The organism is uncultured Photobacterium sp. (genome assembly GCF_947039875.1).
Taxonomy (GTDB): Bacteria; Pseudomonadota; Gammaproteobacteria; order Enterobacterales; family Vibrionaceae; genus Photobacterium.
This window is the reverse complement of the sequence record NZ_CAMRAN010000002.1, coordinates 38,632-62,382: the sequence shown is the minus strand read 5'-3', so window position 1 is coordinate 62,382 and position 23,751 is coordinate 38,632. Positions and strand designations below refer to the sequence as shown.

22 protein-coding genes are annotated in these 23,751 nt (G+C 38.8%); 11 read left to right on the top strand and 11 right to left on the bottom strand.

Features of this window, described 5'->3' with window-relative positions:
• Positions 1–2: 2 nt before the first annotated feature.
• Complete coding sequence (gene pyrC, locus Q0V26_RS01040; RefSeq protein ID WP_297474960.1) at positions 3–1,034, bottom strand: dihydroorotase; 1,032 nt, start codon at positions 1,032–1,034, stop codon at positions 3–5.
• Positions 1,035–1,203: 169 nt separating this feature from the next.
• Positions 1,204–3,171 (bottom strand): methyl-accepting chemotaxis protein, encoded by a 1,968-nt coding sequence (locus Q0V26_RS01035; RefSeq protein WP_297475137.1) that lies wholly within the window; start codon positions 3,169–3,171, stop codon positions 1,204–1,206.
• 387 nt (positions 3,172–3,558) lie between these two features.
• On the opposite strand from Q0V26_RS01035, the gene hinT reads away from it, so the two are divergent.
• The 6 genes from hinT to Q0V26_RS01005 all read left to right on the top strand — a co-directional run bounded on the left by hinT (position 3,559) and on the right by Q0V26_RS01005 (position 8,313).
• Positions 3,559–3,909, top strand: a complete 351-nt coding sequence (hinT, locus tag Q0V26_RS01030; protein ID WP_080156687.1) for a purine nucleoside phosphoramidase — start codon at positions 3,559–3,561, stop codon at positions 3,907–3,909.
• 197 nt (positions 3,910–4,106) lie between these two features.
• Entirely contained in the window at positions 4,107–4,508 is a 402-nt protein-coding gene (locus tag Q0V26_RS01025; RefSeq protein WP_297474956.1) for a YcfL family protein, read from the top strand.
• A gap of 26 nt (positions 4,509–4,534) precedes the next feature.
• Positions 4,535–5,128, top strand: coding sequence for a penicillin-binding protein activator LpoB (gene lpoB / locus Q0V26_RS01020; protein WP_297474954.1), 594 nt, complete (start codon positions 4,535–4,537; stop codon positions 5,126–5,128).
• Positions 5,129–5,163: 35 nt separating this feature from the next.
• Positions 5,164–6,078: a phosphotransferase gene (locus tag Q0V26_RS01015; protein ID WP_297474952.1), complete on the top strand. Its 915-nt coding sequence runs from the start codon at positions 5,164–5,166 to the stop codon at positions 6,076–6,078.
• Positions 6,079–6,296: 218 nt separating this feature from the next.
• On the top strand, positions 6,297–6,836 hold the full coding sequence (gene ycfP / locus Q0V26_RS01010; RefSeq protein ID WP_297474950.1) for an alpha/beta hydrolase YcfP: 540 nt from the start codon (positions 6,297–6,299) through the stop codon (positions 6,834–6,836).
• A 187-nt stretch (positions 6,837–7,023) separates the two neighbouring features.
• Positions 7,024–8,313 (top strand): NAD(P)/FAD-dependent oxidoreductase, encoded by a 1,290-nt coding sequence (locus tag Q0V26_RS01005; RefSeq protein WP_297474948.1) that lies wholly within the window; start codon positions 7,024–7,026, stop codon positions 8,311–8,313.
• A gap of 86 nt (positions 8,314–8,399) precedes the next feature.
• Here Q0V26_RS01005 and Q0V26_RS01000 read toward each other — a convergent pair whose 3' ends face one another.
• From Q0V26_RS01000 to Q0V26_RS00980, 5 genes are all read right to left on the bottom strand, one after another.
• Positions 8,400–8,873, bottom strand: a complete 474-nt coding sequence (locus tag Q0V26_RS01000) for an FKBP-type peptidyl-prolyl cis-trans isomerase (RefSeq protein WP_297474945.1) — start codon at positions 8,871–8,873, stop codon at positions 8,400–8,402.
• A 97-nt stretch (positions 8,874–8,970) separates the two neighbouring features.
• A complete protein-coding gene (locus tag Q0V26_RS00995) occupies positions 8,971–9,219 on the bottom strand; it encodes a YecH family metal-binding protein (protein ID WP_297474943.1) in 249 nt (82 codons plus the stop codon).
• 99 nt (positions 9,220–9,318) lie between these two features.
• On the bottom strand, positions 9,319–9,870 hold the full coding sequence (locus Q0V26_RS00990; protein ID WP_297474941.1) for a GNAT family N-acetyltransferase: 552 nt from the start codon (positions 9,868–9,870) through the stop codon (positions 9,319–9,321).
• An 85-nt stretch (positions 9,871–9,955) separates the two neighbouring features.
• Entirely contained in the window at positions 9,956–13,414 is a 3,459-nt protein-coding gene (mfd, locus tag Q0V26_RS00985; RefSeq protein ID WP_297474939.1) for a transcription-repair coupling factor, read from the bottom strand.
• Positions 13,404–13,988, bottom strand: coding sequence for a PilZ domain-containing protein (locus tag Q0V26_RS00980; protein ID WP_297474937.1), 585 nt, complete (start codon positions 13,986–13,988; stop codon positions 13,404–13,406). The genes mfd and Q0V26_RS00980 overlap by 11 nt, the downstream gene beginning before the upstream one ends.
• A gap of 240 nt (positions 13,989–14,228) precedes the next feature.
• Between Q0V26_RS00980 and lolC the strand changes: the two genes are divergently transcribed.
• From lolC to Q0V26_RS00960, 4 genes are all read left to right on the top strand, one after another.
• Positions 14,229–15,437 carry a lipoprotein-releasing ABC transporter permease subunit LolC gene (lolC, locus tag Q0V26_RS00975; RefSeq protein ID WP_297474936.1) on the top strand — a complete coding sequence of 403 codons (1,209 nt, stop codon included), beginning with the start codon at positions 14,229–14,231 and terminating at the stop codon, positions 15,435–15,437.
• Positions 15,430–16,119 (top strand): lipoprotein-releasing ABC transporter ATP-binding protein LolD, encoded by a 690-nt coding sequence (lolD, locus tag Q0V26_RS00970; protein WP_297474935.1) that lies wholly within the window; start codon positions 15,430–15,432, stop codon positions 16,117–16,119. Before lolC ends, lolD begins: the two co-directional genes overlap by 8 nt.
• On the top strand, positions 16,119–17,363 hold the full coding sequence (gene lolE / locus Q0V26_RS00965; RefSeq protein ID WP_297474933.1) for a lipoprotein-releasing ABC transporter permease subunit LolE: 1,245 nt from the start codon (positions 16,119–16,121) through the stop codon (positions 17,361–17,363). Before lolD ends, lolE begins: the two co-directional genes overlap by 1 nt.
• Positions 17,364–17,979: 616 nt before the next feature.
• Positions 17,980–18,531 carry an outer membrane beta-barrel protein gene (locus Q0V26_RS00960; RefSeq protein WP_297474931.1) on the top strand — a complete coding sequence of 184 codons (552 nt, stop codon included), beginning with the start codon at positions 17,980–17,982 and terminating at the stop codon, positions 18,529–18,531.
• 104 nt (positions 18,532–18,635) lie between these two features.
• On the opposite strand, the gene Q0V26_RS00955 is transcribed toward Q0V26_RS00960, so the two are convergent.
• The 4 genes from Q0V26_RS00955 to Q0V26_RS00940 all read right to left on the bottom strand — a co-directional run bounded on the left by Q0V26_RS00955 (position 18,636) and on the right by Q0V26_RS00940 (position 21,295).
• Positions 18,636–19,301: a DedA family protein gene (locus tag Q0V26_RS00955; protein ID WP_297474929.1), complete on the bottom strand. Its 666-nt coding sequence runs from the start codon at positions 19,299–19,301 to the stop codon at positions 18,636–18,638.
• The gene (locus Q0V26_RS00950) at positions 19,294–19,716 is read right to left on the bottom strand and encodes a hypothetical protein (RefSeq protein WP_297474927.1); all 423 of its coding nucleotides are present in this window, start codon (positions 19,714–19,716) and stop codon (positions 19,294–19,296) included. The genes Q0V26_RS00955 and Q0V26_RS00950 overlap by 8 nt, the downstream gene beginning before the upstream one ends.
• Before the next feature lie 194 nt (positions 19,717–19,910).
• On the bottom strand, positions 19,911–20,468 hold the full coding sequence (locus tag Q0V26_RS00945) for a DUF308 domain-containing protein (RefSeq protein WP_297474925.1): 558 nt from the start codon (positions 20,466–20,468) through the stop codon (positions 19,911–19,913).
• A 302-nt stretch (positions 20,469–20,770) separates the two neighbouring features.
• Positions 20,771–21,295 (bottom strand): DUF2062 domain-containing protein, encoded by a 525-nt coding sequence (locus tag Q0V26_RS00940; protein ID WP_297474923.1) that lies wholly within the window; start codon positions 21,293–21,295, stop codon positions 20,771–20,773.
• 29 nt (positions 21,296–21,324) lie between these two features.
• On the opposite strand from Q0V26_RS00940, the gene Q0V26_RS00935 reads away from it, so the two are divergent.
• Complete coding sequence (locus Q0V26_RS00935; RefSeq protein ID WP_297474921.1) at positions 21,325–23,628, top strand: DNA internalization-related competence protein ComEC/Rec2; 2,304 nt, start codon at positions 21,325–21,327, stop codon at positions 23,626–23,628.
• Positions 23,629–23,751: the final 123 nt, after the last annotated feature.

The following is a 23,751-nucleotide window of genomic DNA, read 5'->3' as shown; positions in this document are numbered from 1 at the left end:
AATTAAGCGAGTACTTTCCAAGTCATCATTTCACCGGCTTTAATTGGCACCACGGTATCATGACCAAATTGCATTTCTTCAGCAACTTGCCATGCTTCTTTGGTTAATGTAATGGTGTCGGTGTTACGGGGTAGGCCATAAAAATCAGCACCATTGAAACTGGCAAAGGCTTCTAATTTATCCAGTGCGCCTGCTTGTTCAAATACTTCAGCATATAATTCAATTGCAGCATGGGCGGTGTAAGAGCCTGCACAACCACAAGCCGCTTCTTTGCGTCCTTTGACATGGGGTGCGCTGTCTGTGCCTAAGAAGAACTTCGCATTGCCGCTGGTTGCTGCAGCAACTAACGCTTGTTGATGAGTATTACGCTTTAAAATCGGTAAGCAATAGAAGTGCGGACGAATACCGCCGACTAACATATGATTACGGTTAAACATTAAATGGTGCGCAGTAATGGTCGCTCCAACATTTGGACCTGCATTGGTTACAAACTCAACCGCATCAGCCGTTGTGATATGTTCAAGTACGATTTTTAGTGCGGTAAATTCATTAACGATAGGCGCTAATACTGTGTCTAAGAACGCTTTTTCACGATCAAAAATATCAACATCATGATGGGTGACTTCACCATGAATTAGTAGTGGCATACCGACTTGTTGCATTGCCTCTAGTGCTGGACGAATATGATCGATAGACGTAACGCCTGAATCTGAATTCGTCGTTGCGCCAGCAGGGTAAAGTTTAGCCGCATAAATATGACCAGAAGCATGAGCTCGTTGAATTTCTTCAGCTGATGTTTTATCGGTGAGATAAATAACCATTAGTGGTGAGAAATTAGCTTGAGGATTTACTTGAAGAATGCGGTCACGGTAGGCTAAGGCAGATTCAGTATCTGTAACAGGGGGGATAAGATTAGGCATGATGATCGCGCGTCCCATATAACGGCTAATATCGCGAACCGTATCAGCGAGTACATCGCCATCACGTAAATGTGTATGCCAGTCGTCCGGACGTGTAATTGTTAACATCGTCATTTTTTCTTCCCTCCCAAAAAATTTGTCCGATTCTAAAAGTATCACACGCTGAAGTAAAGTTGATAAATCAAACAATGTGGTTAATTGCTGCTTTAAAAAGCAATCGTTTGCTGGTGGCGGTAGATAAATGAAGAAAACTCACCGACTGTGTCGCCGGTGAGTGGAGTAATTATAATTTAAAGCGGCTCACGAGAGTATTTTGTTCAGTTGCTAAGTGTTCAAGCTTGACGCCCGTATCAGCCATTTTTTCCATAGTGTTATAACTATTATCAGCAATATGGCTAATGTCTTCTAAACTACGGGCTATTTCCGTTGTCGTACAACGTTGCTCTTCGGCCGCTTGTGCAATTTGTGTACTCATATCACTTATTTCAATGATAATAGCTTGGATTTCTTCCATTGAACTATTGGCATTAGAAGCAAGGCTAATACTGTTATTCATTTCAGTGACACAGCTTTGCATCATATGCATAGCCTGACCGGAGCTGGATTGTAAGTTTTTGATCATATCTTCAATTTCTGCAGTAGAGTCGGTGGTGCGTTTGGCTAGTACACGTACTTCATCTGCGACCACGGCAAATCCTCGTCCTTGTTCTCCTGCTCTTGCTGCTTCAATAGCGGCATTAAGGGCTAATAAGTTTGTTTGATCCGCAATATTACGAATAACATCCAAAATGGAGCCAATATTACTGCTCATTTTTTGTAATTGTTGAACAGCCTGAACGGATTCATCCAAACGAGTAGAGAGTTGATGGGCGGTATTGATATTACTGGTCATTACCTCACGGCCTGTTGCTGATGCTTGCTCTACTTCATTTACGCGCTCCATGGTGATTTGCGCGTTTTTTGATACATCAGTTACAGAGTGTTCCATTTCAATCATGGCTGTTGCTGCAGAAGCCGTTTGTTGACGTTGGTTATTTAACCGTTGCTTTGCTTCAGCTGTTGTGGCGTGGTTCTCCGTTGCAACGGTGCTTAATTCTGATGATGTGTGGCTAATTTGGGTTAAAATTTGTTGTAAGTTCTGCGCCAGCATATTGATGTGATGGTTAAGTTGACTAAATTCAATAAACGTACTGGCTGCTGTTCGCTGTGTCATATTGCCAGCGGTGAGTGCTTCTAACGTTTTTAATATCGCCATTAGAGGCTGACGTACACTACGAGCTAAATACCAGCCGACGGTAATAGCTAACAAGATTACTGCTATACCAATGATAATAGCTTTTGTCACCACTTCAGAGTAGGTCGTATCTGCTGTTGCAATCGTATTACTCATCTGGCTATTTGCTTGTTTATTGAAATCTCCAACAATAGTCATAGATTGGTTAATTTCTTTCGCTAACGTTGCAATATTACTGTAAAGGCGGTGCTGTGCCTGAATGTATTCAAAATGCTGGTCGAGAACGCCACCAGTACGACCAATATCAAGTCCATATTGTTCTACTGATTTGCCGAAAGCTTGCGTTAATTCTGGTTGTAATATAGATAAAGAACGAAAGGTGTTTTTAAGGTGATTAACGCTAATTTTGTTACTTCGAATGGCTTTTTCGATTTCGGCAGTATTATCAGATGCTAGGGCATCTAAAGTGATCGTTTCTGTTTCTTTTAATTTTAAGAAATAGTTTTTAGATAACATTTTAACGGTAAGGTTATCTTGCTCATTAATGAACTCTTTCATACCAATATTCAATTCTGTTTGTAGTTGCTGAAATTGACGCGCAGATTGTTGGCGTTCATTGGTGGCAAGCAGTAATAAGCGATAATTGGTCATGGCAATAGTGGCTTCAGCAAAATAACGTTGTTCTAATTCGGTTAATGCCTGAATCGATTTTTTTAATTGAGGATTATTTTTTGTCACTTGCTGTAATTGATTTCGAGCTTGTTGAAAGAGGGTCGTTTGTTGTTCAAATTCCACACTATAAGCTGCCATTGCTGTTGGATCTTGGCTGGTCAGGTAATCTTTAAAAATTTTATCAGCGACAAGCAGTTGCAGACTAACATTATGTGATGCTGAAACTAGGGGTAAGGCACCTGTTGTAATGGACTTTAATTGATTGTGAATACGATCAACGCCATCAAGCATGAATATAATAGTGACAACAAATAATGCAACTAAGATTGCGAAGCCTAAGTACATACGACGTATGACAGAGGTTTGAGATTTCTTTTTCATAATATCCCTAATTTCATAAAGTCCGAGAATTGCGCCGCTAATGATCGCAATATCCTTTATAACGATGGCGCTTGGTATAAAAGCAACTCTAAAAGTGATTGATTTAATTGTTATAATTGATATTTGTAATATTACGTTAGTTTGATTTATCTATCGTCTCGAACTTCAAAATCTTAACTTTTTGGCGTTAACATTGATGAATATTTTGATGGTGATTGCAAAAAAGACGGTAAAATATGAAATGTAGTGAGAAAAAAGCGTTTAAAACAGCGTTCAATATTGCCCTCTAGACGTGGGTAGCGCATACTTAGCTTAGAATTAATATAAGCTGATTATTTAATGGAGTCAGGTATGGCTGAAGAAACTATTTTTAGTAAGATTATTCGCAAAGAAATTCCAGCAGATGTTTTATATCAAGATGAGTTAGTGACTGCATTTCGTGATATTAATCCTCGTGCGCCAAGCCATATTCTTATTATTCCAAACAAATTACTGCCAACAGTCAATGATGTTGAAGCAGAAGATGAATTGATGATGGGACGGATGTTTACGGTTGCACGTAAGCTTGCAGAAAGTGAAGGCGTTGCTGAAGATGGTTACCGCTTGATTGTTAACTGTAATCCTTTTGGCGGCCAAGAAGTGTATCATATTCATATGCATTTATTAGGCGGCCGCCCATTAGGCCCAATGATTGTTAGCTAATAAGTCATCAATTCTTAGCATCAAGTTGCAATAGAATAAGTTGAGAATGAAGCTTGAGTAGTAAAATGGCTAATCTGCTAATAATGATCAGCTGTTGGTCACTCAAGCTTTTTTCATTTTATTGAGTAGACTCATAATATTGATTCGTAATCCATTGAAATGTAGGAGGCTACAGCCTAGCTGTATATTAATGTAGCATGAAATATATATCTATATTGTCGATATTGTTTGTAACACTCATTACAGGGTGTAGCAGTTCAGCAATATCAAAAATTAGTCTTGGAAATAGTAGCCATCATGTTGTCATCGGAAATACGGAATTAGCGAATAAGCTTCAATTTAGTCATTCGAAAACACAACGACATGACGGTTATTTTCATGCATCTGTTGAAGTCATGAATAAAACTAACGCAACAATATCAGTGGATTATCACTTTTATTGGTATGATGCGCATGGATTAGAAATAAATCATTCACCGTCAACATCACGAACATTGATCATTAATCCTCATCAAATTTTGTTATTGCAAGGCCTTGCTCCTAGTACAGAGGCAACGCAATATCGTATTGTGGTGCGTGACACATCAATTGATAAATAAGAACAGTGACATTATAGGTAGTGAAAATGAAAAAGAGTGTAATGACCTTGTTAGCAGCAGCAACGTTATTAGGGGGTTGTGCTCAACCGATTAATTACGGTGGCGGATTGCATGGATTTGAAAGTGCGGTGACTAACTTTGGAGCCAGTGATTTAGAAAAATTATCCTCATCAATGGTTGATAAAATGTTAGCGTCATCGACTGTTCGTGCTATGACCGCTCGCGGTGAGCCGATTGTTGTGGTTGATAGTATTAAAAACCAAACTCGCCATCATGTTGATACACAAGATTTAACGGCGATAATTACTGAGCGTTTACAAGATTCTGGTAAATTCAAATTTGTTGATCCTGCCCGTATAAAAGCCGTGCGCCAACAGTTAAATTTCCGTGAAGACGATCGCTTTGTAAACCAAAGTACCGCTATCCAATTTGGTAATATGGTTGGTGCACAATATATGCTTTATGGTCACGTATCGACGGTAATGAAATCAACATCAAATGGCAAGCAAGCTTATTATAAAGTGACAATGCGCTTGATGGATTTGAAGTCTGGTGTGATTGAGTGGTCTGATCAAGATCAGGTTATTCAACGTGCATCAACCAATAGTGCCGCTTGGTAATTACACTGTTTTAGTATCAGGTGAGGAGTAGCAATATGGCTGATTATAAACATTTTGATTGTGATCTTTTAATTGCCTTGCCTGATACTGAATTGATATCAGCATGTGAACTCACGGGAGGATTGACGAATCGATGTTGGAAACTCGTCTTATTTCACCCGTCAATCAACCAGACTAAGCAGTATGTCTGGCGACCATTTTCGGTATCTGTTCAAGCGTTTGGTATTGAACGCCAACATGAATATCAGTTACTGTCGCTGATTGCTGATACCAAATTAGCACCACAAGCATTACAGTTAGTTGTTAGTACAGACAAACCAACACCACAAGTGATAGGGCTGGTGGTTGAATGGGTATCTGGCGTAGAAGCGACCACGACATTTTCTGATCAGAGCCTGTGTCAGTTACAAGCAAAAGTACATCAACTCCCATTACCTTGGTGGCGATTAGACGTCCATCAACGTGCCAAACATTATTGGCAACACCTCCATACCGACCATCACACCTCGTCTCTAGTTTCAATCCACCATTTTTTTCAGAGCCAGCCATTGCCTGTAGCATTTGATGATTGTTGCTGTCACTTTGATTTAGGACGTTATAACGTTATCGTACCGTCTATGAATACAGACTCCATCATCGGTGCAAAAATCATTGATTGGGAATATGCGGCAGCAGGAGATCCAAGCTTAGATTTAGCAATGACTATCATTGCCAATGGATTAGATATTGAACAAGCTGTAAATGATTATTGTGATTATCGCCAGCTTGTAAGTGGTGATAAAGTATTTGATGAACAACAATGGTTAGAAGCGGTTATTGCGTGGCAGCCATGGTGTCAATATCTGACATTGCTATGGTATTTAGTTGGATATGATATTTGGCAACAACCGGAGTATTTACAACAAGCGTCTCAATTACAGCTGCAACTCATTAAATATATTAATAACTAAGAAATAATATATTTAATTATTGTGTTTCAAAAAAAATCAGTAATTAATGGCCAGTGATACGCAGATTTAAATGGTTTTTTGGGCTTAAATCAGTTTTTGTTGGTGGGATCATGTTTCTTGTTTTAAATTTGTTAAAACATTACCTCGATAATGGATTTAATTCGTCGATGTCGGTATAGATAGTAAGTAAAATTATTCCTAGATAGCGAGAGATAACAATGATTATTTATTTACATGGCTTTGATTCAACAAGTCCAGGTAATCACGATAAAGTATTGCAATTGCAGTTTATTGATTCTGATGTTCGTTTTCTAAATTACAGCACACTTCATCCCAAACATGATATGCAACATCTATTGAAAGAAGTGCATAAATTGCTTGAAACCAGTAATGATCCTCAGCCTTTAATTTGTGGCGTTGGTCTTGGTGGTTATTGGGCGGAACGGATTGGATTTCTATCAGGTATAAAACAGGTGATGTTGAATCCTAATTTGTATCCTGAGTCTAACATGGAAGGAAAAATAGACCGTCCTGAGGAATATGAAGACATTTTGACAAAGTGTGTAACAAATTTTCGTAAAAAAAATACAGGAAATTGTCTTTGCATCCTTTCAACTCATGATGAAGTGTTAGATAATCAGCAAACAAAAGATGCGCTAGATCAATTTTACGACATTATTTGGGATGAAAATGAATCCCATAAGTTTGCAAAAATCTCGCAGCATCTACAAAAAATAAAAGCGTTTAAAGCGCAGTAATAACGGAACCATTACCTCCTACATATTACAGACGGGTCGTAGATCCGTCTGCCTACATGCGTGAATCAAAAGATATAATACTTTTTTGCCTAGCAGTCTTTATGCTTGATTATTTACTATCAGCAGACTGCTATGCAATTCAGTCTTTGTCAGTTTTTAAAAATCATAAAATAGAGAGGAAGCTATCTTGACACGTATAATCGTTGTGGGTGGTGGTGCTGGTGGCTTGGAGTTAGCTACTAAATTAGGCCGTACATTAGGCCGTAAACGTCGTGCAGAAATTACATTAGTTGATCGTCGTGCTAGTCATTTATGGAAACCGTTGCTACATGAAGTAGCAACAGGCTCATTAGATGCAGGTGTTGATGCGATTAGTTACCGCGCACATGCTAAAAACCATTCGTTTGATTTCCAGATGGGATCATTACAGGATATTGATCGTGAAACAAAAACGATCACACTAGCAGCATTATATGATAAGCAAAATGAGCTATTGGTACCTGAGCGTTCGTTAGAATACGATCTTTTAGTCTTAGCGCTAGGTTCGACCTCAAACGATTTTAATACTCAAGGTGTACGTGATAATTGTATTTTCCTTGATAGCCCAGAGCAGGCGCACCGTTTCCGTAGTGAAATGAATAATCAGTTCATGAAGTTACATGCTAATAAAGACCAAAAAACGGTTGATATTGCGATTGTAGGTGCCGGTGCTACGGGAGTTGAGCTGTCTGCTGAGTTACATAACGCTGTTCAAGAACTTCATAATTACGGTTTTGGCGATCTTGATAGCTCACGCTTAAACATTAACTTAGTTGAAGCGGGTGAGCGTATTTTACCTGCATTGCCACCACGTATCTCACAAGCGGCGCATAATGAGTTAACTAAATTAGGCGTAAATGTTCGTACTGCAACCATGGTGACTAAAGCTGATGAATCAGGCTTAACAACTAAAGATGGCGAACATATTCCAGCACAAATCATGGTATGGGCGGCAGGTATTAAAGCCCCTGACTTTATGAAAGATATCGCAGGTCTTGAAACTAACCGTATTAATCAGTTAGTTGTTAAACCAACGCTACAAACCACCCGTGATGATGACATTTACGTTATTGGTGATTTAGCATCATGTGTGCAAGAAGATGGTTCGTTTGTACCACCACGAGCTCAAGCTGCACACCAAATGGCAAGTCGTTGTTTCTCTAATATCGTGGCTAAATTATCAGATCGTGAGCAAAAACCTTACATCTATAGCGACCATGGTTCATTAGTATCATTGAGCCGTTTCTCTACTGTAGGTAGCTTAATGGGTAACCTGTCTAAAGGGTCGATGATGGTTGAAGGCCGTATTGCTCGTATGGTTTACATTTCACTGTATCGTATGCACCAAATGGCGTTACATGGCATGTTTAAAACTGGTTTAATAATGTTCGTCGGACGTATTAATCGCGTGCTTCGTCCAAGCTTAAAACTGCACTAAGATTTTTTCACGCAATAAAAACGCCAGTATGATAAATGCTTGTTAATTTTGAGCGTCATACTGGCGTTGTTATTGGTGCTGATTATTTAGTTAATCTTAAATAACTCAACATCAAAAATAAGTACAGATCCTGGTGGAATACTGCCAGCACCATTATTACCATAAGCAAGATTGGCTGGAATAAAGAAACGTACTTTTTCACCAACAACCATATGTTGTAAGCCTTCGGTCCATCCTTTAATTACTCGGTTTAATGGGAACGAAATTTTTTCGCCACGATCAACTGAGCTATCAAATACAGTACCATTAATTAATGTACCGTGGTAATGCACAGTTACTGTATCCGTTGCTGTTGGATGTTCAGTACCTGTACCTTGATGTAGTACTAAATATTGCAAACCAGACGCTGTTGTTTGTACGCCTTCTTTTAGTTTGTTTGCAGCAAGAAATTCTTGCCCAATTTTAATATTCTCTTGCGCCGCTTGTTTGTTGCTGTAAGAGCGATAAAGAAAAAATGCAATTAATGCAGCGATAACGACTGCGATAATAATTTTTGGCACGAGTGTGTCCTTACTTAATAAAATTGATTTATCTTACCATTACTCGCAACAGCAAACTCGCAAAATTATCTACCTTTTAAATCAGAGATATTATTTATTAATGGTGACAGATTTTATCTCGATTTGTGTGCAAGTTTTCACCGTTAAGTGTGATTTTATTACGAGATAAAAGAAAAGTAATCAACGCATCTAATGATAGATCATTTAATTTACAGGTATGAAAGTGGAGGTTAGTTCCCCAATGTTGTTCAACATACGCGTGTAATGTTTTGATGGTGAAAGGTGTCGATGCATCTGCAATAAGGTTTAGTACATCGTGACCATGGCGGCTTGCTGTTGTATGCATAATGAGTAACTATTTTTATTGAATAAAGAATCAGCAATGTTAGCTGAAATTGAGGTGCTAAAGATTGATGTATCCCAATATCAATACAGTTAACGCTACTTAATATAAATCTTGTGGTATGAGTGAATATACATAGCCATTAATGGGTATATTTTGATAAAAAATACGGTTTCTCGCCTCGCATTCAAAAATGGCATTACACGCAAGTGCAGTTTTTTGACTGGCATAATTATCTGTATGGGTAATTATTTCTAAACGGGTTAGACCTAACATTTGAAAAGCAAATTGAATAATAGCGAGACTTGCTTCAGTCGCCATGCCTTGGCGATGATAATTGTGGGTGATCCAGTAACCAAGATTTGCGGAATTAAATAATGGCACAATGGCACTAAGTGAAACCGCGCCAACAAAGTCATCATTAAATCGATCAAAAATAGCAAGCTCATAACTGTAATCATGTTGCCAACTTAAACGGCTAGCTTCGATCCATTCGTGAGCTTGTTGTTGATCAAAATCAGCATCACACCATTCTAACCAAGGTTGAAGATACTCACTTGATTGGGTGACAGCGTCAACAAAAGCATTTAAATCTGCAGTCTTAAATGGACGTAAAATAAGTCGAGGCGTAGTAAGTTCAAAGTCAATTTTCATGATAATTCTAGTCTATGACGTAGTGGTGGTAATTTATGACAATCAAGAAATCGCCCCAGATGCTATGTCTAGGGCGAGAGGAGGGTTAAATCATATTTTCTCTAAACTGATTCAGTAGATCTTCAATAAATTTAACTCTCTTTTTACGATCTGTTTCATTTGATACGATTTTTAACTTTGTTGGTCCTTCCATTCTGAAATGCTGAGGCTGTGTTTGCAGTAAACCAACCAGAAAGTGAGGGTTAATGGCTGCATCTTGTTTAAATTCAAGATAGCCCCCTTTTTCATTACTCTCAACTTTCTTAACACCAATAATAGCGGCTTTAAGTTTAAGGCTATTAACGGTAATTAGGTTGATAGCAGCATCAGGTAAAAGACCAAATCGATCAATTAACTCTACTTTAATTTCATTAAGCTCATTATCATCTTTTGCACTAGCAATACGTTTATAAAGTGATAAACGGGTATTAATGTCCGGAATATACTCATCAGGTAGTAATGCTGGAATACGCATTTCAACTTCAGCTTGTTGCTTGAGTAGATCATCGAGTGTAGGCTCTCTACCTTCTCGCAATGACTCTACTGCTTGTTCTAGCATTTCCATAAACAGGCTAAAACCAACGGATTGAATTTGACCACTTTGCTCATCACCTAATAGTTCACCTGCGCCCCGAATTTCTAAATCATGGGTGGCAAGCGTAAAACCTGCCCCAAGATCCTCAAGTGACGCAATGGCTTCTAAACGTTTCACCGCATCTTTGGTCATACGCTTTGGATGAGGCGTTAATAAATATGCATATGCTTGGTGATGAGAACGACCGACACGACCACGTAATTGGTGTAATTGCGCTAAGCCAAGGTTATCCGCACGATCCATGATAATGGTATTGGCGGTTGGTACGTCAATTCCGGTTTCAATAATGGTGGTACAAACTAATACGTTAAAGCGTTGATGGTAAAAGTCTCCCATTATCCGTTCAAGTTCACGCTCACGCATTTGACCATGGGCAAAGGTGACGCGAGCTTCTGGAATTAATTTAGCTAAATCTTCAGTGGTTTGTTCAATACTATCGACTTCGTTATGGAGGAAATAAACTTGTCCACCACGGCTAATCTCTCGCAAGATAGCTTCACGAATAATATTTTCATCACTCTGACGAACAAAGGTTTTAATCGCTAAACGACGTGCGGGTGGGGTAGCGATAATCGATAAATCACGCATGCCACTCATTGCCATATTAAGAGTTCGAGGAATCGGTGTTGCGGTTAGCGTTAGAATATCAACATCAGCACGAATAGCTTTTATTTTTTCTTTTTGGCGCACACCAAAGCGGTGCTCTTCATCGACCACCAATAGTCCAAGATCATGGTAGTTAACGCTACTATTGAGCAGTTTATGAGTACCAATCAATATGTCGATTTTGCCTTCTTCGACATCGGCTAGAATTTGCTTTTGTTCTTTAGCTGTTTTAAAACGTGATAACACTTCTACGCGAATAGGTGTATTGGCAAAGCGATCTCGAAAATTCTCGAAATGTTGCTGTGCTAGCAATGTTGTTGGTACAAGGATAGTCACTTGTTTGTTGTTATCTACTGCAACAAAAGCGGCTCGCATAGCGACTTCTGTTTTACCAAAACCAACATCACCACAAACCAAGCGATCCATGGCTTTTGGCTGACACATATCAGATAAAACTGCATTAATGGCTAATGCCTGATCATAGGTTTCTTCATACGGGAAACTGGTGCAGAAATCAGCATAGCTTTCGCGATCAAGCTTGAATTTAAAGCCTGGTTTGAGCTCGCGCATAGCGTAAACTTCAAGTAACTCGGCGGCAACGTCACGCACTTTTTCTGCGGCTTTTCGACGTGCTTTAACCCACGCTTCACCGCCTAATTTATGAATCGGCGCTGTTTCTTCTGAGCCACCGGAGTAACGGCTAATAAGGTGCAATGAAGCCACTGGGACATAAAGCTTAGCACCACCTTGATATTCAAGAGTGACATATTCAGTTTGAATCCCGCCAGCTTCAAGTGTTTGAAGTCCTTGATAACGACCAATACCGTGGTCGATATGAACAACGGGTTGTCCCACCTGCAATTCAGCAAGGTTACGAATGATGGTATCGGCATTAACGGTAGTTTTTTTGTCATTACGACGACGTTGTTGAATTCGCTCGCCAAGTAAATCGCTTTCACAAATAAAAGCGACCGCAGGCTTTTCAAGAATAAAACCATTTTCAGCTGCGCCAATAACGAGGCAATGTTTGGCTTTATCAGCCATTGCTGCGTCAAGGTTATCAAATACAATTGGACGTAGTTTTATACGAGCTAATAAATCAAATAATGCTTCTCGACGACCTTCAGAGGCGACGGAGAAAATAATTTTACCTTTAAATTGCTCAGTAAAGTGACGTAATTCGGCTAACGGCTCTTTGAGTTGATGATTAATTGTTATAGCAGGGATGGGTGTTAAAGCAGGATTATAGCGACCTGCTTTGTCTGCATCAATTGCTTCACGTTGTATACGTACACGAGGCAGTTGCTTAAATCCTGCAAACATTTCATCTTTAGTTAGCCATAATTCTTTAGGGGCAAGTAAAGGTCGTAGCGGATCAACGCGACGTTGGTCATATCGATACTCAGCATCATGTAAGAAAGTGTCAACCGCAGGTTCTAAATCACCGAGTGTCACTAATAGCGCATTGGTTGGTAAATAATCAAACAGAGTATCGGTATGATTAAAAAATAGCGGCTGCCAATATTCGATACCTGTTGGCCAGATTTTTTTACTAACCTGCTGATAGATAGATTCAGGCTCACGACGCGCTTCAAAACGTTCGCGCCATCGCATGCGGAAGTTTTCTATTGCCAGTTCATCGGTTGGGAATTCATGTGCTGGTAGTAGATCTATGGTAGCGATTTCAGCTGTTGAACGTTGATTTTCAGGATCAAATTGACGAATAGAGTCTACTTCATCATCAAAGAAATCAATTCGATATGGTGCATTACTTCCCATCGGGAACAGATCAACTAATGAACCACGGCTAGCATATTCACCGTGCTCCATCACTTGATCAACGTGACGATAACCTGATGCTTCTAATTGTAAGCGTAGTTTTTCAAGTGAGATACGATCGTCTTTTTTAACGATTAACGCATGTTGGTGAATAAATTCTTTAGGTGTTAATCGCTGCAAAAGCGTGCTGATTGGCACTAAAATAATGCCATTCTTCTGTGTTGGCATTTTATATAAGCGAGCCAAACGTTCAGAGATAATGTCTTGATGAGGTGAGAAATTATCGTAGGGTAATGTTTCCCAATCAGGAAAAACATGGACATCAAGATCACAGAATTGGCTGATCTCTGGCTGTAGTTTTAACGCAGTTTGCGTATCCGCGACAACGGCAAGTATGGGACCATTATGTTTAGTGGCCATTTCTGCTAATGACAATGCCAATGCAGAACCAGATAAATTACCGATGTAACGATTATCCCCAGATTTTTTTGGTAAGGGGATTGAAAGTAATGTTTTATTCGTCATTGTTATTATTCATGTTTCGTTGTTGGGCCCGCTGACGTAAAAGCTTTTGTTGGCAATACAGTGCAGCACGGATTAATAAATCACGATCTTCTTCTAATAGTCGCGTGTAGCGTAACTGAATTAAAAAACGATCATCTAAAGTAGAGCAATTGACCACCTCAGCATAACAATAAATGGCAGCTGCTGGGTGATCTAAAAATAGTTTAACGGTGACATCTTGCTCTAGTGTAAAAGGGTGTGGACTATAAAAGCTTAGATTACTGGCACCAAAGGTTTCGGTAATATAGCGATAATTAGCATTATCTTGTTGAGATAGCACGTAAGATAACAGCAGGTTTATTTTACTATTTTGAGCACTAAGATAATCAACTAACGCTTTACTGTCTTCTTTACCAAAGTTGGTTAATAGACGTTCTGCATTTTCTTCGAGCGTGTTACATTCGCGAGCTATACGAAACAGTGGTGGTATTTCAGTACTGAAGGTATCGGCATTGGGAAGAGGCTTACCATTTGCTAATGGTTCGACATTGATTGTTAGTCCTAAGTGAACTGAAAAATATTCATCTTGTCTCATTGCTTACTCACTGCCAGTTAATTGTCATCGAGTGTGTCACTATTGAGGTTATCTAACTACAAATAATACCAGTGACATTTGTGTTAATTATTACTTAGTGCGTACCTACGAGCAAGTGATCTCCATTAAGTGGTTAGCTTTTACTCTCTGTTTTTACATTACATTTACCTTGCTAGATGGTAAATAGAGTCGTTAACGCGTATTCTTGAGCCATCAAATAAAGGAGTGGTTTTTTAAGCTATGTTCCATCCTGTATCTTTTTTCATTGGTTTACGTTATTTACGTGGACGCTCAGGTGACCGTTTCAGTCGCTTTGTTTCTTATATGTCAACCGCGGGTATTACTGTTGGGGTGATGGCATTAATTACCGTTATGTCTGTCATGAACGGCTTTGAACAACAACTCAAAGACCGAATTCTAGGTGTTTTACCACAAGCGATTGTTACGAATGCTGATGGCCGAGTGCCACTTTCAGAACATGTGCCGAGTGTCTTAAAGCAGTTACCACATGTGACAAAAGTAACGGCAATTACACGGGGTGAAGCTATCATTCAGAGTGCTAACTCGTTAGCGGCTGGAATGATGATTGGTATTGAACCTAATCAATATGATCCTATTGCAGAACATTTGATGGTTGGATCACTGAAAGATCTACAACCTGGTAGCTTTAATGTCATTATTGGTCAATCACTTGCGGTTGAATTAGATGTTCAACCAGGCGATAAGATTCGATTAATGGTAACCAGTGCGAGTCAATTTACACCATTAGGACGCTTACCAAGTCAGCGTAATTTCACTGTATCCGGTATTTACGATACGGGTTCCGATGTTGATAAACAGCTAGTATTCACTAACATTTCTGATGCTGGACGGTTGTTGCATTACAAATTAGATCAAATGTCGGGTTGGCGTTTGTATCTAAATGATCCGTTTGCAGTAACAGAGTTAGCTAAAATACCATTGCCAAATGACTGGAAATGGTCAGATTGGCGTGAGCAGCGTGGTGAGCTATTTCAAGCTGTTAAAATGGAAAAAAACATGATGGGATTAATGCTTGGATTGATCATCGGCGTTGCTGCGTTCAATATTATTTCAGCTTTGATTATGGTGGTAATGGAAAAACAAGCTGAAGTCGCGATTCTAAAAACCCAAGGGATGACCCATCGACAAGTATTGACATTATTTATGGTACAAGGCTCAAGTAGCGGTGTCATTGGTGCTCTGTTAGGTGGTGTGTTTGGTGTGATAGTGTCGCATTACTTAAATCCAATTATGGCATTTTTTGGTGTGAATCTTGCGGTTATTGGCGGTTCTCTTCCTGTGGATTTTGAACCAATGCAAATATTTGCTGTTATCGTTGGCGCTATTCTCTTGAGCTTATTAGCGACTATTTTTCCATCTTATCGTGCGGCAGCTGTCCGTCCTGCTGAGGCTCTTCGTTATGAATAATTCATTATTATCTTGCCATCAATTATGTAAAACATACCAAGAAGGCGAGTTACAAACCGAAGTATTAAAACAAGTTAATATTGATATTACTGATCATGAATTGGTTGCTATTGTTGGTTCTTCTGGATCAGGTAAAAGTACCTTATTACATATTCTTGGCGCGTTGGATGAACCAACTGATGGTGAAGTGTTTTTTAAAGGCCAGCGCTTAGATACGTTAAGCTCAAATAAACAGGCAAAAATTCGCAATCAAGATATTGGTTTTGTGTATCAATTTCACCATTTGTTGGCTGATTTTACAGCGACTGAAAATGTTGCCATGCCACTATTAATTGGTGGGGTAGCGATCAGTGAAGCCCGTACTCGTGCACAAGATATGTTAACAATGGTTGGATTGGATCACCGCTTTGAACATCGGCCATCAGAACTAAGTGGCGGTGAACGTCAACGGGTTGCCATTGCCCGTGCATTGGTGAACAATCCTGCAATTGTATTAGCCGATGAACCAACGGGTAATTTAGATCATCAAACCGCGCTAGATATTTATGATTTGATGCGTAAGTTAAATGCAGAATCGGGTACCGCATTTTTAGTGGTGACTCACGATACTAAATTGGCATCAAAACTTGATCGTTGCATGCATATGCAAGATGGTATTTTAGCAGAGGTTAAGGAGAAGTAATGTTTCGTCCGTTATCTCTCTATATTGGCAGCCGTTTTAATCGTTCTAAAAAACGAAATCGTATGGTGTCGTTTATCTCTTTGTCTTCAATGCTCGGTATTGCTGTAGGCGTTGCGGTGATCATTATTGGCTTATCTGCCATGAATGGTTTTGAACGTGAGTTACAAACACGAGTGCTTTCTGTTATTCCTCAAGGTGAATTACAAGCTGTAGAACCGCCGCTAAATAACTGGAAACCATTATTAAAGCAAGTAGAACTGCATCCAAATATTACGGCAGCTGCGCCTTATGTTGAATTTACGGCCTTGCTTGAAAGAGGCACAAAACTTAAAGCGGTTGCTGTTCGTGGTGTAGACCCAAAAGAACAATTAAAAGTTAGTGAATTGCCTCTTTATGTTAAAGATAATGCATGGTTACGATTTTCAGCCGGTAAACGTGAAGTTATTCTAGGTCAAGGTGTTGCGACTAAACTTCAATTGAAGGTTGGCGATTGGATCACCGCGATGATTCCAAATACTGACCCGCAAATGAAGTTACGTGCTCCAAAACGTATTCGATTACAGGTTGTTGGTTTGCTGGCTTTAGGTGGACAAATTGATCACAGCTTAGCTATTGTGCCATTACAAGATGCTCAACAATATTTAGATATGGGGCAAGGTGTATCAGGTATTGAAATGAATGTTGATAATGTGCTTAATGCTCAACAAATTGTTAAAGAAGTGGGTGATACATTACCTGTTTATGTTTATCTAAAAAGTTGGACTCAAAAATACGGCTATTTATATCGAGATATTCAAATGGTTCGTACCATCATGTATTTGGTGATGGTACTAGTGATTGGTGTTGCTTGCTTTAATATTGTTTCAACATTGATGATGGCAGTGAAAGATCGCGCTGCAGATATTGCGATATTACGTACAATGGGGGCAAGTGATCGGTTGATTAAATCTATCTTTGTTTGGCATGGGGTATTATCAGGTGTGTTAGGCAGTATTATTGGGTCGTTGTTTGGTTCATTAATTGCAATCAACCTAACACATATTGTTCGTGTCATAGAGAAAATCATTGGGCATCAGTTCTTGTCTGGAGATATCTATTTTGTGGACTTTTTACCCACGCAATTAGCCTGGCAGGATGTAGTGATTGTTACGACCACCGCGATTGTCTTAAGTTTGATTGCTACTTGGTATCCAGCGACACGAGCAAGTCGATTACAACCAGCACGAGTATTGAGCGCGAAGTAATAACGACAAGAATTTGTTCTATTTAGCGTGAATTGAAAAGCGGAGCCTATGGCTCTGCTTTTTTGTATTCATTATTTGAAGGTGGGCAATGAGGGGATAATCATGACTATAATGAGGTTTTTGATTGTTTATATACAATAAGTTCAATTGTGTTCGATAAATTAAGATAAAAGTAACTTAAAATCGCATTGGTTTTGCTTTTAATAAACACGCATCGGTTGTTTTTTGACCATAAATGTGAATGCAAAAAGGCTGTGATCTTGTTTTTTTTTTATTTTCTGTTTTTTTATTTTATCATTTAATAATGATGTCTCATAAAAAAAAGAACGCACGCCAGTGCTGCTGCTGGTTGAGGTTTGCCATGGCTTTCTGATAATTATTTATATGTAGAATAAATAACGAACACTGTTCATTTTTTTGTGAATTTATATTGTTTAATTTAACACGGTCATTTTTACATGATAATTTGGCGCCACTTAAAAAAATAAATGTGCTGCAGTCGTTATTAGACAGAATTTATTCTGCATCGATATGATGGTTACTCTATAATCGGTATGACTGTCATTCTATAAATAGACAGCGCTTTGTTAATAAATAAAACAATTAGGAATTAAAAATGAAAAAGAATGCACTAGGCTTATTAGTCGCTTTTGCCGTAATGGCTCCTGTAGCTGCACAAGCTGCTGTTCAATTACCAGCTGGTACACAAGAGCTTGGTATTCAAGGTAATGCTAAACTAGGTAGCGGTTGGGATCTAAACTTAAACGGTTCTTACGGTACATTCGTAAAAGACAACTGGGAAGTTGGTGGTACTGCAACTGTAGCAGCTAAAGATGCAAACGATGCATTCAGTGGTAAGATTGGTGTATTTACAGAATACAACTTTGTTAACTCTACTAACTGGGTTCCTTACGTTGGTGCTGCAACTGAACTTGCTGGTCTAAGCTACGACAACCAAGATGGCACTTCAGGTGACCTAGGTGAGAAAGGCGACTCTTGGGCTCTAAACATTAAATTAGCGGCTGGTGTTAAATACTTCATCAACCCTAACGTTGCTCTAACTGCAGAAGCTAACTACAACATCGCAACTGACGATATTGACTTCTCTGGCGACAAAGCGAAAGACAGCTTAACTAACATCGTATTCGGTACTCGCTTCTACTTCTAAGTTTAAGCCCGTTTATTGATGATAAAAAACCCGCTGATTAAGCGGGTTTTTTTATAGCTATTGATTTGTAAATCGGTTCTGTAACGTAATGTTGTAAACAGAGGTTAAGCGATATTATTATTTTTAATACGCTTAATTAGCCAACTACTCAATAAACTAATGATGGCAATACCTAAGGTAACAAACGGTGCCACCATTAATATCATGGTTGTTACTCGAGCAATATTCTCTGGTAATAACGTCAATAAATACCCTAAGCCTGTGAGTAATAGTATCCAGGCAGTAGCACTTAACCATGCAAAACGGAAAAAGTGAGCTTGGTTTTTGATTCGAAATCCCATCACCAGTGGTAATAGTGGACGTACAACAGGAATGAATCGTGCGACAAATAAAGCCACAACGCCATGTCGAATGAGTAACTTATCAACTGTTTGCATTCGATGAGGCGGTACCATATCAACCCATCGTTTTACTTTTGGTAAATGATCCAGCCAGCGGCCTTGTAAGTAAGCGAGCCAGCTACCAATAGCTGCCGCCATAATTAACAAAAATACGATTAATTTAAAATCAATGATCCCCATTGCACCTAATGTACCAGCTAAAATAACAATGCTGTCGCAAGGGAGTGGGGCAGCAGGTAAAAATGCGCTTTCTAGCCAAATAACAAAGGTGACACAGAAATAGATCATTACAATACTTTCAGGGTTTTGTAATGCTGCAAAATCTTGTTGCCATAGCGCTGAGAAAATAGATACAAATGAATCAAGCATCTATGTAGTCCTTGTAGTCAGAGTCATAATTAAAGTAAATGTCGTGGTCATTGAGTAACATTAACTGCCTACGACTGTGAGTAAAACGGTATTGAAAGTTAGCAAGAACAAGATGTGGATACCGTTGATACTTAGAGTAATGACTTGTTATTTGATGTGGTTGTCGAACGACATTGTGGTCACAATGCAGAGCTGGAGCAAAATTCTTTTTTTCTTTTTTTGATAACTGTCGTGTTTTATGACTATTATTCGATAAAATAATGACGTTATCGTTCCAGTTTTCTTGATGATTGGTAGCATTAAAGACTGAAGCTGGATGTAAAGCATATTGAGACCATGCAATAGGCTCTGCCGGACTTGTTGTGCTTACTAGCCATGTATTTAGTAGCAAGCTAAAGAGAGTAAAGTAACTCATCAACAATATCGCTCAAGTATCAAAAACACACTTTTACTTAAAATTATAACCAAAGGCAATGTTTTTATAAGAAATTGTAATGAAATGATGGCAGGTGATATTTTTTGAGGTACTTTTTATAAATAAAAAATGATACAAAAAAAAGCTTCAGCAGTTAACTGAAGCTTTAATTATTATTGTTTATTAGATGGTGTTTATTTGATAATGACTTTTTTCATTTGTGAGCCAATAAAAATAAAGCTAATGCCTTCAAATATTAAAGAAACGCCAACAAAAATACCTAATAGTGACATTGAGAACTGAGGGTTGTGCATTAGATTAAAGAAATATATACCAATGATTGTTGATAATAAACCACTGAAAACAATCCAACGCCAGCCAGCAAGCTGCTTTCTGCTACTAAAGCCAAACATCATTCGTGTAATACCATTAAATACCATTGTGGCAATCATAAGTACGGTAATGGTAACTAAGCCAATGAATGGTTGTCCTAGAATGAATAAGCCGCCAAGAAGATAAAACAGGGCACTGATGACATACCAAATTTTAGTTTTCCACTGTGGAATACTGAAGGTGTGGTAGACCTGTACTAAACCGATAACTAAGAAGATCATGCCAATGATTGTTGTGATAGTCATTCCTGCAACAACGGGGAGGCTAATTGCAAAAATACCGGCCAAAGTAACAATGACACCAACGATAACAAACCATTTCCAACCTTTTGTAAGTAAATTATTTACTGGATTTTCCATTTTATTTCCCTTTGATGAATTATAATATTTATTAATAAGTTACTGCTAATTAAGTTGTTTTTATTTTCTAATAGTAGGTAGAGCAATAATAATTACTAGAAATAAAATGCAACGAATTAGCAATATCAGTCCATTATGGCGCTATTAAGTGTATAAAAGAAGAATAAATGTGTGAGAGATCTGTTAATCATGAAAAACTGAGTACAGGAATAAGAAATGGTGGAGGGGATTTCTCAAAAAAAGTGCAAATTAATAATAAAACTCCAAAATAATGGAGTTTTATTGTTATAACCAAATAACCGTTATCGTGTTCTGGAAATACGGTATTTACGTCGATTCCAACTGCGTACTACGGAATAGCGCCATAACCACCGAATACCGAAATAACCGATGGATGCACTTAATACGCTACAGATAAAGCATCCCAATAGGAACGGGGGACCGATTTGACTCATTTGATTTAACAGGAAATCCCATGTTAATTCAAAATGAAAGCCAACATCCGGGCTATGCAGTACCCAAGCCCCGAGTTTGTAAGCGCCATAAAAAAGTACCGGCATTGTAACGGGGTTACTGACCCATACGAGTGCGACGGATAAAGGTAAATTGACACCAAACATAATAGCGAGACCCGCCGCCATTAACATTTGACTTGGCAGCGGAACGAAAGCCATAAACAATCCGACAGCAAATGCGCCAGATGCTGAACGACGGTTTAAGCACCATAGATTTGGGTTATAAAGTAGATTCCCAAATATCTTTAACGCTTTTTGGCGTTTAATCACTTCATGGCTAGGCAGAAATTTTTTAATGAAATGTCTTGGCATAATAATTTTTTTTGACTGGCTAAGGCCATATGGTTCAAATATTTATAGCAAGTATAAGCGGTTATCTGTCGTTACATTTTTTTAACACCTTGCCACCCTACTGGTGTTTACTATTAATAATAGCCGTTGGTGTCATGTTGCTTATTGTGTATCGAAGTGTTCTTTTTATTTGCTTTTCACTTGCTATCTTCTGGGTTGTTTTTGATGCTAATCAATATATTAACAAGATTGATAACATTCCAATAAACAGCGCTAATATTACCATAGATGTAAGTATTAGTACGCTTTTTAATGAAAATATACCCTCTGAGTATTTTGAGGCAAAAGTACTGAATTTACATTCTGCCAATGTTGATTTTGTCTCCCCATTACGGGTAATGATATTTTGGAAAGATGCACCATTATTAAAACAAGGACAAATATGGCGTTTGCCGGTTAGGTTGAGCCGTATTGTTGGACGTGTTAACCAAGCAGGTTTCGATCGTGAGCAACACGCATTAAGCCGCAGTATTCATGGTCGCGCAGTCGTCACTGCGGGTAAGTTTTTACCAACACGATTATCATCTTCGATATCTTTACGCCAACAATGGTTAGATAGTGTCACTCCACTTTTAAAAAACACTCACCATCAAAGTTATTTAACCGCGCTAACTTTTGGATTAAAAGAGGGGTTAGAGGCGCAGGACTGGATAGATTTGCGTGACAGCGGGTTGGCTCATTTATTAGCGATTTCAGGGTTACATATTGGGCTTGCGATGCTGATCGGATGGTGGTTTGGTTACTTATTGCGGTTATGCTTACCACAAACGGGTTATTGGTTATGGCTACCTTTGTTTTGCGGGCTGTTATTTGCTTTTGGGTATGCGTGGTTAGCTGGATTTAGTTTACCGACAATTCGTGCGTTATTAATGTGCTTAATCGTTGGTGTTTTACGCATTACGGCAATTAACTGGCGACCTTGGCAAATTTTATTAGTAACGTTAGGTTTGTGTTTGTTATGGGATCCTTTTGTTAGTTACAGCGCAGGGTTCTGGTTATCCTTTGGTGCCGTTATTATCTTTTTAATGATGGTTATTATTGGTAATTCACCAGCATTAGCTGATTTACCTTGGCAGCAGCGGTGGTATCAGAACTTAAAGCAGTTGTGCAAAGTACAAGGGTATTTATTGTTATTGATGTTGCCCATGCAGTGGTGGTGGTTTGGTGGTGTATCCCTGGCTGCGCCATTAACAAATTTAATCGCGGTACCTTGGCTTAGTGTGATAACCGTACCGTTAGTCTTGATTGGCGTTATAACTGTATGGTGGCCAGCGTTATCTTCATTATTTTGGATACTGGCTGATATTTCATTAATACCTGTTTTACATATTGCGGCGTGGAGTAATGGGGCATGGATGATGTTACCAGCATCAGTAACGCCATTACTGGTCATTGTTGCGGTAATAACTGTTATATGGTCTTTGTTACCTTTGATGTATTTTCGATGGTTGTACATGAGCATTATTTTTATTGTGCTCAGTTGGTGGTGGAAAAAATACAATGATAATCATAACCTGCCATCGTGGACGATAACGGTATTGGATGTTGGACACGGATTAGCTATTTTGATAGAGAAACAACAGCGAGTATTTATTTATGATACTGGTAATGCTTGGGATGAAAAAAGTATTGCTCAGTCAGTCATCGAGCCAATATTAGCTCATAAAGGAATATCAGCCGTTGATGGACTTATTTTAAGTCACTCTGATAATGATCATGCTGGAGGTAGCGATTATCTTATACAGCGTTATCAACCTTTAGAAAAATACAGTAGTGATCAGCGAGATGGCTTTTCAACTTGTGTTATGGGACAAAAATGGCAATGGCAGGGGCTTGAGTTCGTAGTTAAATGGCCGCCAGTTACCACGGATCGTGCAACAAACTCAGATTCTTGTGTTATTCATATTCAAGTAATGAATGGTGATGGCCCTAGTATCTTATTAACTGGGGATATTGATGCTAAATCTGAGTTAGTGATGTTAACGCAAGCACAGACAGAGCAAGCCGATATTATAGTCGTCCCTCATCATGGTAGTAGTACCTCATCAACACAAACGTTACTTGATAGTATTCAACCCTCTGTGGCGATTGTGTCGATTGGGTATTTTAATCCATGGGGGTTACCGTCTGCGGCGATTAAACAGCGTTACCAAGCCAATAATATTGATTGGATCAGTACCCAAGACAGTGGTCAAGTGACAGTGACGATTAATCAGAATAACTATCATATAAAACAACAACGTTATCACTATTCTCAAGCATGGTATCGGCCGCAATGGCTAGCTAAAGAATAAAATGACAGTTAATGATTGCTTAATGTTGTTTTTATGAGCATAAAACGTAGTTTAAGAAAAAAGGATTGTGGACAAATTTGGTTGATAGCAATGTTAAGGGTAGAATAGAGATATTGTATTTTA

Bases quoted from the DNA above. Each gene is read 5' to 3' on its own strand.
- pyrC (WP_297474960.1), bottom strand. From the start codon at position 1,034: ATGACGATGTTAACAATTACACGTCCGGACGACTGGCATACACATTTA.
- Q0V26_RS01035 (WP_297475137.1), bottom strand. From the start codon at position 3,171: ATGTACTTAGGCTTCGCAATCTTAGTTGCATTATTTGTTGTCACTATT.
- hinT (WP_080156687.1), top strand. From the start codon at position 3,559: ATGGCTGAAGAAACTATTTTTAGTAAGATTATTCGCAAAGAAATTCCA.
- Q0V26_RS01025 (WP_297474956.1), top strand. From the start codon at position 4,107: ATGAAATATATATCTATATTGTCGATATTGTTTGTAACACTCATTACA.
- lpoB (WP_297474954.1), top strand. From the start codon at position 4,535: ATGAAAAAGAGTGTAATGACCTTGTTAGCAGCAGCAACGTTATTAGGG.
- Q0V26_RS01015 (WP_297474952.1), top strand. From the start codon at position 5,164: ATGGCTGATTATAAACATTTTGATTGTGATCTTTTAATTGCCTTGCCT.
- ycfP (WP_297474950.1), top strand. From the start codon at position 6,297: ATGATTATTTATTTACATGGCTTTGATTCAACAAGTCCAGGTAATCAC.
- Q0V26_RS00995 (WP_297474943.1), bottom strand. From the start codon at position 9,219: ATGCATACAACAGCAAGCCGCCATGGTCACGATGTACTAAACCTTATT.
- Q0V26_RS00990 (WP_297474941.1), bottom strand. From the start codon at position 9,870: ATGAAAATTGACTTTGAACTTACTACGCCTCGACTTATTTTACGTCCA.
- mfd (WP_297474939.1), bottom strand. From the start codon at position 13,414: ATGACGAATAAAACATTACTTTCAATCCCCTTACCAAAAAAATCTGGG.
- Q0V26_RS00980 (WP_297474937.1), bottom strand. From the start codon at position 13,988: ATGAGACAAGATGAATATTTTTCAGTTCACTTAGGACTAACAATCAAT.
- lolC (WP_297474936.1), top strand. From the start codon at position 14,229: ATGTTCCATCCTGTATCTTTTTTCATTGGTTTACGTTATTTACGTGGA.
- lolD (WP_297474935.1), top strand. From the start codon at position 15,430: ATGAATAATTCATTATTATCTTGCCATCAATTATGTAAAACATACCAA.
- lolE (WP_297474933.1), top strand. From the start codon at position 16,119: ATGTTTCGTCCGTTATCTCTCTATATTGGCAGCCGTTTTAATCGTTCT.
- Q0V26_RS00960 (WP_297474931.1), top strand. From the start codon at position 17,980: ATGAAAAAGAATGCACTAGGCTTATTAGTCGCTTTTGCCGTAATGGCT.
- Q0V26_RS00955 (WP_297474929.1), bottom strand. From the start codon at position 19,301: ATGCTTGATTCATTTGTATCTATTTTCTCAGCGCTATGGCAACAAGAT.
- Q0V26_RS00950 (WP_297474927.1), bottom strand. From the start codon at position 19,716: ATGAGTTACTTTACTCTCTTTAGCTTGCTACTAAATACATGGCTAGTA.
- Q0V26_RS00945 (WP_297474925.1), bottom strand. From the start codon at position 20,468: ATGGAAAATCCAGTAAATAATTTACTTACAAAAGGTTGGAAATGGTTT.
- Q0V26_RS00940 (WP_297474923.1), bottom strand. From the start codon at position 21,295: ATGCCAAGACATTTCATTAAAAAATTTCTGCCTAGCCATGAAGTGATT.
- Q0V26_RS00935 (WP_297474921.1), top strand. From the start codon at position 21,325: ATGGTTCAAATATTTATAGCAAGTATAAGCGGTTATCTGTCGTTACAT.